Annotated in this window: 12 protein-coding genes; 5 read left to right on the top strand and 7 right to left on the bottom strand. The window is 60.8% G+C overall.

What is annotated here, in order from left to right:
* Positions 1 to 55: 55 nt before the first annotated feature.
* Both ATU_RS03625 and ATU_RS03620 read left to right on the top strand, forming a co-directional pair.
* On the top strand, positions 56 to 808 hold the full coding sequence (locus tag ATU_RS03625; protein WP_010971109.1) for a TlyA family rRNA (cytidine-2'-O)-methyltransferase: 753 nt from the start codon (positions 56 to 58) through the stop codon (positions 806 to 808).
* Entirely contained in the window at positions 805 to 2,055 is a 1,251-nt protein-coding gene (locus tag ATU_RS03620; protein ID WP_010971108.1) for a class I SAM-dependent RNA methyltransferase, read from the top strand. Before ATU_RS03625 ends, ATU_RS03620 begins: the two co-directional genes overlap by 4 nt.
* 208 nt (positions 2,056 to 2,263) lie before the next feature.
* Here the strand turns inward: ATU_RS03620 and ATU_RS03615 are convergent, their stop codons facing one another.
* From ATU_RS03615 to ATU_RS03605, 3 genes are all read right to left on the bottom strand, one after another.
* Positions 2,264 to 2,578 (bottom strand): hypothetical protein, encoded by a 315-nt coding sequence (locus ATU_RS03615; RefSeq protein WP_035256324.1) that lies wholly within the window; start codon positions 2,576 to 2,578, stop codon positions 2,264 to 2,266.
* 90 nt (positions 2,579 to 2,668) lie between these two features.
* Positions 2,669 to 3,427 carry a crotonase/enoyl-CoA hydratase family protein gene (locus ATU_RS03610; protein ID WP_010971106.1) on the bottom strand — a complete coding sequence of 253 codons (759 nt, stop codon included), beginning with the start codon at positions 3,425 to 3,427 and terminating at the stop codon, positions 2,669 to 2,671.
* A gap of 10 nt (positions 3,428 to 3,437) precedes the next feature.
* The gene (locus ATU_RS03605; protein WP_010971105.1) at positions 3,438 to 5,222 is read right to left on the bottom strand and encodes an acyl-CoA dehydrogenase family protein; all 1,785 of its coding nucleotides are present in this window, start codon (positions 5,220 to 5,222) and stop codon (positions 3,438 to 3,440) included.
* A 209-nt stretch (positions 5,223 to 5,431) separates the two neighbouring features.
* Between ATU_RS03605 and ATU_RS03600 the strand changes: the two genes are divergently transcribed.
* Positions 5,432 to 6,427, top strand: coding sequence for a transporter (locus tag ATU_RS03600; protein ID WP_006309783.1), 996 nt, complete (start codon positions 5,432 to 5,434; stop codon positions 6,425 to 6,427).
* Between the two features lie 60 nt (positions 6,428 to 6,487).
* On the opposite strand, the gene ATU_RS03595 is transcribed toward ATU_RS03600, so the two are convergent.
* The 4 genes from ATU_RS03595 to ATU_RS03580 all read right to left on the bottom strand — a co-directional run bounded on the left by ATU_RS03595 (position 6,488) and on the right by ATU_RS03580 (position 10,205).
* Complete coding sequence (locus tag ATU_RS03595; RefSeq protein WP_010971104.1) at positions 6,488 to 7,012, bottom strand: BA14K family protein; 525 nt, start codon at positions 7,010 to 7,012, stop codon at positions 6,488 to 6,490.
* Positions 7,013 to 7,234: 222 nt separating this feature from the next.
* Entirely contained in the window at positions 7,235 to 7,696 is a 462-nt protein-coding gene (locus tag ATU_RS03590) for a BA14K family protein (RefSeq protein WP_010971103.1), read from the bottom strand.
* Between the two features lie 174 nt (positions 7,697 to 7,870).
* Positions 7,871 to 8,953: an FAD-binding oxidoreductase gene (locus tag ATU_RS03585; RefSeq protein ID WP_035256321.1), complete on the bottom strand. Its 1,083-nt coding sequence runs from the start codon at positions 8,951 to 8,953 to the stop codon at positions 7,871 to 7,873.
* Positions 8,954 to 8,960: 7 nt separating this feature from the next.
* Positions 8,961 to 10,205 carry an aromatic ring-hydroxylating oxygenase subunit alpha gene (locus ATU_RS03580; RefSeq protein WP_010971101.1) on the bottom strand — a complete coding sequence of 415 codons (1,245 nt, stop codon included), beginning with the start codon at positions 10,203 to 10,205 and terminating at the stop codon, positions 8,961 to 8,963.
* 331 nt (positions 10,206 to 10,536) lie between these two features.
* Between ATU_RS03580 and ATU_RS03575 the strand changes: the two genes are divergently transcribed.
* Both ATU_RS03575 and ATU_RS03570 read left to right on the top strand, forming a co-directional pair.
* Positions 10,537 to 11,145: a DUF6656 family protein gene (locus tag ATU_RS03575; protein ID WP_035256317.1), complete on the top strand. Its 609-nt coding sequence runs from the start codon at positions 10,537 to 10,539 to the stop codon at positions 11,143 to 11,145.
* Positions 11,146 to 11,208: 63 nt separating this feature from the next.
* Complete coding sequence (locus tag ATU_RS03570) at positions 11,209 to 12,186, top strand: L-threonylcarbamoyladenylate synthase (protein ID WP_010971099.1); 978 nt, start codon at positions 11,209 to 11,211, stop codon at positions 12,184 to 12,186.
* Positions 12,187 to 12,201: the final 15 nt, after the last annotated feature.

Here is a 12,201-nt window from a genome sequence, read left to right as displayed (position 1 = left end):
TTCCAGCGATAAATCGCTTGCATCTGCGGGGTTTGGCGGTCATTGACACGGGATCATGTCCAAAACATCTGAAAATGAACGGCTAGACCAGCTTCTTGTGTCGCGTGGCCACTTTGCCAGCCGCTCGCGTGCGCGCGACGCGGTTTCGCGCGGCACCGTGAGCGTGAACGGCAAAATCGTCACCAAACCGAGCCAGACCGTTGCTGCGAACGTCAAGATCGCCATCACCGATCCGGCGCAGGCTTACGTCTCGCGCGCCGCCCTGAAGCTCACAGCCGCGCTCGATCATTTCAAGCTTGATCCGAGGGGCCTTGACTGCCTCGACGTTGGCGCATCGACGGGCGGCTTTACCGAGGTGCTGCTGCATCGCGGCGCGAAACATGTCGTCGCCATCGATGTCGGCCACGGGCAGATCCATCCAAGGATCGAGAACGATCCGCGCGTCACCAGCCTGGAAGGGCTGAATGCGCGCTTCCTCACCACTGATGATATCGATGAACGACCCATCGGCTTCATCGTTTCCGATGTGTCCTTCATTTCGCTGAAGCTTGCGCTTGCCCCGGCGCTCGAGCTTGCGGAACCGGGTGCTCTGGCGGTTCTGCTCGTCAAGCCGCAATTCGAGGCGGGGCGTGATGCCATCAGCAAGGCAGGCCTTCTGAAGGAGCCGGAAACGGCGCCTGCCGTGGCGGCCGAGCTGGAACGCTGGCTGACCGAGGACATGGGCTGGAAAAGCCTCGGCCTCATTCCCTCGCCAATTTCCGGCGGTGACGGCAATGTCGAATTTCTTCTCGGAGGCGAAAAGCCATGAGCACACAGACCGTCACCATCAAGAGCCTTGGCGCGCAGGGCGATGGCATCGCACACTGTCCCGACGGCCCGGTCTATGTGCCTTTCGCGCTGCCCGGCGAAACGGTCGCGATTGCCAAGGTCAAGGATCAGGGCACGGTCATGTCGATAACGGAAGCTTCGGCTGACCGCCGTGACCCCGTCTGTCGCCACTTCGGTCCCGAAGGCATCAACGGCACCTGCGGCGGCTGTTCGTTGCAGCATCTGGCTGATCAACCCTACCACGCCTTCAAGCGGGAACTGGTGGTTTCGGCACTGAGATCGAAGGGCCTGACCCCGCCAGTGGACGATCTCGTCATCTGTCGCCCCGGCGAGCGCCGCCGTGCGGTGTTTGCCGCCCGCAAGACGGAAAAGGGTCTGCTGCTAGGCTTCAGCCAGGCGAACAGCCATCACATCGTCGCCATCGAGGAATGTCCCGTTACCTCGCCGGGCATTGTCTCACGGTTCGATGCCATCCGCGCCATCGGGCTTTCCATGGTGGCGAATGCCGAGCCGTTCCGCATCACCGTTCTCGAAACGCTCTCCGGTCTCGATATTTCCGTCGAGGGCATCAAGTCGGTCAACGACAAGCAGCGGCGCACGCTCACGGAAACGGTGCTGGCCATGCGCGGCATTGCCCGCGTTTCGCTGTCGGGTGAAATCCTGATCGAACCGCAAAAGCCGATCATCGAATTCGGCGGCATTCCGGTTTCGCCGCCGGCCGGCGGTTTCACGCAGGCGACGAAGCAGGCCGAAGATGCCATGGCGGAGCTGATGCTTGCCCATGTCGGCAAATCCAAACGCATTGCCGATCTGTTCTGCGGTTCCGGAACGTTTGCACTCAGGCTCGCGCGCATCGGCAGGGTGCATGCGGTGGAGGCCGAAGACAAAGCGCTGAAGGCACTGGATTTCGCCGCCCGCAACACGCAGGGCCTGAAACCGGTCAGCGTCGAAAAGCGCGATCTCTTCCGCCGGCCGCTGATGACAAGCGAACTCAAGAATTACGATGCCGTCGTGTTCGATCCGCCGCGCGCCGGTGCGGAAGTCCAGTGCAAGGAACTTGCCCGCAGCACGGTGAAGAAGATCGTTGCGGTGAGCTGCAATCCGCTGACACTCGCACGCGATCTCGCCATCCTCACGGAAGGCGGCTACCGCGTCACCCGCGTCACGCCGGTCGACCAGTTCCTGTGGTCGCCGCATGTGGAAGCAGTGGCGGTACTGGAGAAATAAGCAGTCTGGACGCTGGGTCGTTCACGCGAAGCTGACGCAACGGTTCATAGGCCCGCAAGCCCAAAGGCCCTCATTCCTGTGCTTGTCACGGGAATCCAGTCGACGCGTGTCTGCGCGGCGAGAGGAAATCTTTTCAGCCCAAGGACTTGGGCTGGCTGGATTCCTGTGGCAAGCACAGGAATGAAAGCGGGGGGACGCCTGAAAGTTCTTACCAGGCCGTATCGACAGTGCCGCTGCCGACCACACCCGAGCAGCGGCAGGAGCCACCGACTCGCCCGCGCTCCAGCGGGCAGATATAAGGACGACGGCGATTGGCGCTGTCCGGCGGGGTGATGACGCAGATAAATTGGGCGCGGCGCTGGCGGTCGCGATTATTGCGGGAATAAAAGTTCGGGCTGTCCTCGTCCGAAGACTGCGCCAGAATGACGTCGTTACCCGTAGCCGGCAAGGGCGTGATCGCTGCTGCCTGTGTTACAGTCGTGACGGAGATGAGGACGAACAGGGCAAAACCGAATTGACGCATGCGGGTGGCCTTCCAAAGGGTGGACGGTGCATGATTTAACACAGCGCGTATTGCCCGGCACTTAACCGCAACTATTTCCTGCTGGAACGCTTAACGGCGCATGAAGGCTTCGAAGGCAGCGCGGGCTTCCGCACTCTGCAGCTGCGCGATGAAGTGGCGGCCTTCCTCTTCGATGCGGGCAAGTATGTCCTGCGGGTTACCGCGAACCAGATCACGCGCGATCTTCAGCGCCTGCTGCGGTTTGGCGGCAAGGCGGGTGGCGAGCGCCAGCGTTTCGGTTTCTACGTGTTCCGGAGCGACAACCTTCCAGATCAGCCCGGCCTGCATCGCCTGTTCAGCGGAAAAACCCTCGCCCATGGCAAGCAGCGCAAAGGCGCGCTGATGGCCAATGAGTTTTGGCACAAGCAGGCTGGAGGCCGCTTCCGGCACCAGTGCCAGATCCACGAAGGGCGTCTTGAACAGGCTGCGGCTGGAGGCGACCGTCAGGTCACAATGCAGGTTCAGCGTCGTGCCGATGCCGATGGCGAGCCCGTCCACGCCCGAAACCAGCGGCTTTTCGAAGGCGACGAGCGCTTTCAGAAATTCGAGTGCCGCAAGCTTGCCCTTGCCGCCCGACATGGCGAAGGCGAGGAAATCGGCCATGTCATTACCGGCGGAAAAGCAGCCTTCCGTGCCGAGAAATGCGACCACCCGAATTTCGGTGTTCGCATTGGCGGCATGCAGGGCTTCGGCCATGCGCAGATACATGGCATCGGTGATGGCATTTTTCTTCTCCGGCCGGTTGAAGCGGATGGTCACAACCTCAGGCGCATGACCAACCGGCTCAACAAGAATATGATCGTCCGACATCTGAAACTCCTCAAGCCAACAGGGTGCGGGCGGCGGCAAGGCTTGCCGCCCCTGATATAACGCGATCCTTCAGCGCCGCCGTTTCCGCCAGCAGGTTTTCCGCCGTGAACCGGCAAAGTGCTGCGCGATGCCCGCTCCGGCCATCATCGACGGAGACCAATGCGCCCTTGGCGAGATAGGCACCGGTGAGCGCCAGACCGAAGAGCCGCTGATAGGCCGTGGCACCAGCAAGCGCGGTTTCGGTTTCGCCCGCCTTGATGCGGGAGAGCAACCAGTCGGTCGTCGTTTCCAGATCGTTGAGGCTGGCTTCAAGATAACGGGCGGTCTCGCCAAGATCATCGCGGTTAGACGCGGCCGTCCGGGCGGCAATCTCACGCAGCTCAGCGATGAAACCGCGCACCTGCGCGCCCTCGGAGAGCGGCAGCTTGCGCAGCACCAGATCGATGGCCTGAATGCCGTTGGTACCCTCGTAGATCGGCGCGATACGGGCATCGCGCAGATAACGCGCAGCACCTGTCTCCTCGATGAAGCCCATGCCGCCATGCACCTGAATGCCCATGGAGGCGACATCGACACCGGCATCGGTGGAGAAGGATTTGGCAATCGGTGTCAAAAGGGCAGCTCGTTCCTGCCAGTGAGCGCGCTGGGAGGCGTCTTCGGTCGCATGCGCCATGTCGATGGCATGGGCGCAGCTGAAGGAAATCGCCCGCGATCCTTGCGTCAGCGCCTTCATGGTCAGAAGCGTCCTGGCGATGTCAGGATGTTCGATGATCGGGCTCATGCCGGAACCCTGCCAGCCGGGCGCCTTGCCCTGCGTGCGCTCTTTCGCGTATTCGATCGCCTTCTGGGTCGCCGCTTCGCAGATCGCCACGCCCTGCATGCCGACCGCAAGGCGGGCGTTGTTCATCATGGTGAACATGCAGGCGAGGCCCTTGTTTTCCTCGCCGATCAGCCAGCCGAGAGCGCCCTTTTCGTCACCGAATTTGCCGTCGCCGAAGATCATCGTGCAGGTGGGTGAGCCGTGAATGCCGAGCTTGTGCTCCAGCGAATGGCAGAACAGGTCGTTGCGGCTGCCCGGTGCGCCGTTTTCATCGGGCAGGAATTTCGGCACCAGGAACAGCGAGATGCCGCGCGTACCGGTCGGCGCATCCGGCAGACGGGCGAGAACGAGGTGGATGATATTATCCGCCGCGTCGTGTTCGCCCCAGGTGATGAAAATCTTCTGGCCGAAGATGCGGTAGGTGCCGTCACCATTACGCTCCGCCCGGGTCTTCAACACGCCCAGGTCCGATCCCGCATGGGGTTCGGTGAGGTTCATGGTGCCGGTCCACTCGCCGGATACGAGTTTCGGCAGATAGATGCGCTTCAGATCATTGCTGCCGTGGGTAACGATGGCTTCCACCGCGCCCATGGTGAGCGTCGGCGCCAGCGCAAAGGCCATGGAGCCGGAATTCCACATTTCGAGTGCCGCGACATTCAGCATGTGCGGCAGGTTCTGGCCGCCGAATTCTTCGGGCGCGGTCAGGCTGTTCCAGCCCGCTTCCGCCCAGCGGCGGTAAAGATCGGCCCAGCCATCCGGCGTCGTGACCTTGCCGTCTGCGAGCTTCGCGCCCTGACGGTCGCCAATATCGGCGAGCGGGGCTACCTCTCCGGTGGCGAAACGGCCGGCTTCCTCAAGAATGGCATCAACGAGATCTTCGCTCAGGTCTCCCAGCACACCCTGTGAGAGCGCGTCTTCAAGACCCGCCACATGCTTGAGTGTAAAGGCGATATCATCCACCGGCGCGCTATACATGCTGCCTCCTCCCGAAGCTCTTGCATCTTGCTAATGCCCTCGGGCTAAATGATTTTTACGTAAACGTCAATTTGAAAATTCCCACGATTTCGACAGGTTTGTTATAAAACTGTCATGTGAATTTGCTCAGCATGCGCAGACATGCGCCTCGCCGCTGCGGAACGACGGACGCCTCCCCTCCTCCCATCCCGCCGGTCAGGACTGCCACGATGGATCTCATAACGCCCACCATTCCCGGCCTTGTCTGGGCCTATCATTTTCATCCGGGCACAGCCCCGTGCCGCCGGCTGGCGCCCGATGCTGGTTTCGAGGACATGGCAGGATATGAGGGGTTCTACTGGCTGCATCTCAATCTCGCCGACCAGCGGGTTGCCGGCTTCCTCGAAACAATCGTCGGCCTCGATCCGGCGGCGCGGGCAAGCCTCACCACCCATGAGACGCATCCTTCCATCGTGGTCGATGAAAAATCGCTCTACGGCACGCTGGTCGATTTCCAGCGGGAATTCGACAAGGAAACGCGCGATTTCGGCTGGCTGCATTTTGCGGTGGGCGACCGCTTCATCATCACCACCCGCCTGCAGCCGCTGCATTCGGTGGACCGGCTGAAGGCGGCAGTCGACAAGAATTCCAACCGCTACCTCACGCCATCGCATGTCTTCGAAGGTCTCGTTGCTGAATTCCAGCGCTCGCTCATCAATCTGGTGATGGAGACGACGGAAGAACTCAATGCCATCGAGGATATGGTTTATGACAGCGAAAACCGCGACGAGCGGCGCCGCCTTGCACCGCTACGCCGCACTGTCGTGCGCCTGCACCGGCACTTGCGCACCGTACTCACCCTGATGCGGCGTGCATCGGCCGCCGATGACGACGAGATGCCTGACGGTTTCGAGGATGTCGCTTCGCGCCTGATGGGACGGCTCGAAGCCGTCGATCACGACGTCTATGCGCTGCAGGAGCGCGCAAGGCTGCTGCATGAAGAAATCGATTCCAAACTCTCGTCCGAAACCAACCGGCACCTTTATATCCTGTCGCTGATGACGGCATTCCTGCTGCCGCCATCGCTGGTGACCGGTTTCTTCGGCATGAATACGGATGAGTTGCCGTTCACCGTCGGCACTGGCGGCACCATGGCAGCCAGCATCTTCATCGTGATTTCGGTAGCGCTTGCCTGGTTCGTGCTGAAGCGCGCGCGTATCTTGTGACAGCAAAAAGCCGTCCGGTGGTGACCGGACGGCTCTGTCGATCTCAGCCTGTTATGTCTATCAGCCGTATGGCGAATAGCACTGCTGGCGCGGGCCGTTATAAGGTTGGAACGTGTTGCTATAGGCATCGTAGGAACGATAGCGGCCATAGCACCAGTTCACATGCGCCTGGCTCATACCCCCACGGCGGACTGGGCGGTATTCGCGATACACGGGACGCGGACGATATTCCGGAACCGGGCGATAGACTTCACGTGGCTGCGAGAGAGCGCCACCGATGATCGCACCCGTCGCAAAGGCTGCGAGCGGGAACCAGTAGCCGTCATGATGACGATAGCCCGGGCGGTAATCACGATAACCGCGATGGCCGCCATACCAGCCGCGACGGTCGCCCCAGTCGCCACGACCACCGCGGTCGCGCCAGTATTGAACATTCACGACATTGTTGCTGGCATCATTGCCTGCGGTCTCAACACTCTTCGGCGCGGCCGGCAATGGCATTGCGGCTTCTGCCGGAACAATCGCTCCCGCAACCACGATCGCAGAAAGACCGACAGCCATGATATTCTTGATATAGCTTTTCATCTGACTTCCTCCATTCACGACGGTCAACAGGCCGTTCTCCGTGAATAATAACACTTTTTTCTTCTCATTCGGCCAGTTTTTCAGTCTGGCTGGACATTCCAGGTTGCAGGCTAGGCGTTTTCGCCTGAACCCAGCATTAACAATCCCATCACGCTTCGTTTACCCGATCCGGCAGCTGGAAAACGAAAGCCCGGATCGAAATCCGGGCTTTCAAAATTACTGTTAGCGGCTGTAGGGCGAGACGCAGATGCGACGCGGACCGCTGTTCGGCTGATAGGTGTTGTCATAGGCGCGATACGAACGCCAGCGGTTCTGACACCAGGAAACATGGCTGCCGCCATAGGCTGGACGCGGCTGCTGCATGGCACCGCCGATGATGGCGCCGGTGGCAAAAGCGGCAAGCGGGAACCAGTAACCGTTGTGATAACGGTAACCCGCGCGACGGTCACGGTAGCCGCGGTGGCCGTTGTAAAAGCCGTCGCGGTGCGGGGGCGGACGACGCATGTGACGACCATCCCAATTGCGGCGGCGATCCCACTCGCGGTATTGTACAGGCACGACGTTTTCGGTCGCTACCGCCGGCTTGGTGATAGGCACCGGCGCTTGAAACGCCTGAGATGGCGTGAAGCTAGTGAAGAACACGATAATCGCTGTAGCGACACTCGTTGTCCGGAAATTCAGCATGATCTTCCTCCATTTGCTCTGACGCCTTTAACAGCGCCTTTCACCGTGCTCTTGTCGGAGGTCAGGGCAGCCCCTCGCCCGAAAAGAATTCGATGACGTGCAAACGAGTTTGCTAAAATTTAGTTCCAGACAGCTATTCGGCGAAGGAAAATTAGAACGTGACGCCGTTGGACGTCACGCCTCCACCTTGATGTCGGTCAATGGCCGTGAGCAGCAGGCAAGAATATAGCCTTCCTCGATTTCCTCATCGAGAATGCCGCCATTGTGGTTCATCTCCACCTCGCCGGAAAGCTTCAGCACCCGGCAGGTGCCGCAGATACCGGATTCGCAGGCGGCGCCGATGCGGACGCCGGCAGCACGCGCCGTCATCAGAACCGTCTGGCCTGGCTGGCAGGGCAGCTCTTTTCCAGAAAGAGTGAAGCCCACCATGGACAACGCTTCGCCGTCGGCACCGGTGAGAACTGTTTCACCCACGCTGACCGGAGCGGCCGGCGCAAAGCTTTCCTGATGATAGCGGCTCATATCGAAGCCGGATGCGTCGAGCATGGAGCGGACGGCGGCCATGAACGGCTCCGGACCGCAACAGAAGACGGTGCGATCCATGAAATCATGCGCGAGCAGCGCGATCTTGGCCTTGTCGACCATGCCCCTCAGTCCGGACCAGAGATCGGTACGACCGCATTTCTCGACAATGAAGCCGAGCGACAGGTTAGGCATGAAACGGGCGAGATATTCCAGCTCGTGACGGAAGACGATATCGCCGGGGGTGCGTGAACAGTTGATGAAGGTGATGTCGCTCTGCGGCGCGCGGTCGCTCATGTCGCGCACCATCGACATCATCGGCGTGACGCCGGAGCCTGCCGAGATGAACAGATATTTGTCGCCGGGATGTTTGACGTAGGAGAAGTCGCCGAGCGGTCCGAGCGCCCGGACTTTCATGCCGGGCTTCAGATTATCGAACATCCAGCGCGTGCCGATGCTGGTGGCCTGCGCCTTGACCGTGACCGACAGCGCATAGGGCCGCGACGGGCTGGAGGACAGTGTGTAGGTGCGGTAAATCGGCTCCGAACCCACGGGCAATTCCAGCGTGACGAACTGGCCCGGCAGATAACGGAACCAGTTCTGGTCCTCGGAGCGGAACAGGAAGGTCATCACGTCCGATGTCTCGGGCGTCACTGAAATGCATTCCAGCAGCTGGAGCTTGTCGCTCCACGGCTTCATCTCGTCTATGTGCTTGTAGGTCACAACCATATTCATCTTCGCATCACGCTACGGCCGAGAGCCGGGCCTTGTCGCCGGAGAGGCGATCGACCATGAAATCGGAATACCAGTTGACGAACTGCATCACGCCACCTTCGTCTTCCATGGAATAGGGACCGGGCTGATAGGCCGGCGAGCGAATGCCGAAGGCATTTTCCTCGACGATGCGACGGTCCTGGTCGTTGGTCTCGTTCCAGACGTGGGTGAGGTCTTCGAGATCGTAATCCACGCCTTCGACGGCATCCTTGTGCACCAGCCATTTGGTGGTGACCATGGTCTCGTTGGCGTTGAGCGGCAGCACCCGGAAAGAAATAGTGTGGTCGCCGAGGAAATGGTTCCAGGTCGTCGGGTAGTGGAACAGAAGCAGCGCGCCGATATGGCTGATGCTGACATCCTCCGACAGCGGCCGGCGCACGGCGCGTTTGCCCGACATGGTGTAGCTTTCCGCCTCGCCGATCAGCGGCATCCGGGCAACACGGAACTGGCCCTTCGGATCGATCTTGAAGCGGCTCGGCAGGCCGGCCGCCTCGCAGCGCGCCCAGTGACCGCCGATCTCGGGATCGCTCGCGCCGCCATCCGTTCCCGTCACGCTCGGGTTTTCGGGATAGGTGCGGCAGAGTTCGGGGTGGTTGGCGGCGCAATGGTAGCACTCGCGGTTGTTTTCCCAGACGAGCTTCCAGTTGCCCTTTTCGATGATGGTGCTTTCATGCGCGACCTTGGCTTCCCAGATGCGGTGCGGGGCCATGTAGCTTTCGACCTCGGCGCGCATCGGCGCGAAATCGGCGGGCTGGTCGGCAAGGCAGATGAAGACGTAACCGGCAACGGTCTCGCAGGCGACCGGCTTCAGGCCAAATTCCGCCTTGTCGAATTCCTCGCCCATATGGCGTGCGAACAGCAGCTTGCCATCCAGATCATAGGTCCACTGGTGATAGGGACAGACGAGACGGGCGGCCTGGCCCTTCTGCGCGCTGCAGACGCGCGAACCGCGATGGCGGCAGGAATTTTGCAGGGCGCGGATCTGCCCGTCGCGTCCGCGAACGATGACGACCGAGTATGCGCCGACCTGAACGGTCATGTAGTTGCCGGACTTGGGCACCTCGCAATCATGGCCGACGAACAGCCAGTCGCGATACCAGATCGTCTCCATATCCAGCTTGAAATAATCCGGGTCCGTGTAGAACGGCTGCTCCAGGCTGAAGCCTTCGCGGCGGTTTTTTAGCTGGCGCAATACGGTGTCACGCAATTCCATGGCCAAATCCTCGATCAAACCGCCCGCCCGGCACCATTTGCGGGGTTGCGGAAGCATGTCCTCATCTAAACACCGGCGGTCATTTGCGGCAGCACAAACAGCGACATTGGCTTCCGCATTGGCGACAAATTGCGACATGCGCAATTCGCCCTCGCTGCCCATTCCGCTGGGAAATCCAACGGCTATTCAGCGCCGGACGTGACGTCGCAATATGACGCATGATAGCGCTTGCCCTCCTCTCCACCCATTAAAAAACGGGAGGTGCGGCGCAACGGAGTTTTAACGTGCCCTAAACTATATTGAAGGAACGACAGCAACGGAGGCGCTCCTGGTGGAGAAGGCGACACGCATACGCTATTTCGATGCGGCAAGGCACTCGGTCACGCCGATACGATCGAAGACCGCGCATTCCGACTTCCTGCGCACGGGCCGTATCAGCCGTTATGAAGAGCGCTGGCTGCCCAGGGAACGTGTCTATTACAGCCATGACGATGTGGCTGCGCTGACCGGGCGGAAGCTGGAAGCCGCCGCCGATGCCACCCACAGCCGTCTCAACACCTTTCACCAGTCCATCCGTTTCCCGAAGATGGTTTTTCACCATCTGCTCAATGACCGACCGCATCTTGGCTATTGCCATGTCACGGCGGCGAGAACCAGTTTCGATGCCGAGCGCCATGTGATGTGGTCGTTTTACTTCGCGAATTTCTTCGCCGAGCTGAGCGGGGCCGAAAACTTCTTCGAAAATATCGATGCGCGTTACTCGCGCATGTATTTCGCCGTCGCCATCAATGCGCTTCCCGATCGGGAGGTCGCCATCGACACCTCCTTCCATCGCGGCGGCCTGCTATTCCAGACGCACGATCCGCGCGTGGCGCTGAAAAACGTGCTCTTGCTCGGCGCGCGCTCGGCGGAGATGCGCAAGATCATCAGGGCGATATAAAGCGCGATAGCACTTTCCATCCCCGCCTGAAATACGCTATTGACCGCCCTGAAAGGCAGCATCATGGCGCGTCATATCAACATTGAAACCGAGCGGGAAACAGCCCTGCAGGCATCCGTGGCCGAGCTTGCGGACGGCAGGCCCATCGCGCTGCCGACGGAAACCGTCTATGGCCTTGCCGCCGACGCCACCAATCCCGCTGCCATCACCCGTATTTACGAGACCAAGGGCCGGCCGCAATTCAACCCGCTGATCTGCCATATGGCCGATATCGCCATGGCCGAGCGTTACGCGGTTTTCGACCCGATATCGCGGAAACTCGCAGAGGCCTTCTGGCCCGGCCCACTGACATTGGTTCTGCCGCTGAAACCGGAAAGCGACATTCATTCGCTGGCGACGGCCGGGCTCGATACCGTCGGCATTCGCGTGCCGCAGGGTTTTGCCAGCGATCTTATCCGCCGGTTCGGCAAACCGCTCGCCGCCCCCAGCGCCAATAGTTCCGGCAAGATCAGCCCGACAAGTGCGGCCCATGTGGAAGCCGATCTCGGGCAGAAGATCAATCTCGTTCTCGATGGCGGTGCCGCCGCCGTGGGTGTCGAATCCACCATCGTCAAGGTGGAGCAGGATGGCCGGGTGCGGCTGCTTCGCCCCGGCGGCATCGTCACCGAGGAAATCGAGCGCCTAGCCGGCGTCAGGCTCGAACGACCGAAAAAAGCCTCCGCCGCCATCGAGGCGCCGGGAATGCTGGCCTCGCATTATGCGCCGGGCGCCACTGTCCGCCTCGGCGCCACGTCGGTTCTGCCTGATGAAGCGCTGATCCGATTTGGTGGCATCGCCATATCAGGCGAAGAGACCGCGCGCACCATTCTCGACCTCAGCCCTTCCGGCGATCTTGCCGAGGCCGCCGCCAACCTCTTCGATTACCTGAAAGCTGCCGATGCGAGCGGTGCGGACACCATCGCCATCACCGCAATTCCCACCCATGGTCTTGGAGAGGCGATCAACGACCGCCTTTCCCGCGCCGCCGCGCCGCGAGGCTGACGGCACTCAACCCTT

Source organism: Agrobacterium fabrum str. C58 (assembly GCF_000092025.1).
GTDB classification, from domain to species: Bacteria; Pseudomonadota; Alphaproteobacteria; order Rhizobiales; family Rhizobiaceae; genus Agrobacterium; species Agrobacterium fabrum.
This window is presented reverse-complemented; position numbering and strand designations above follow the sequence as displayed.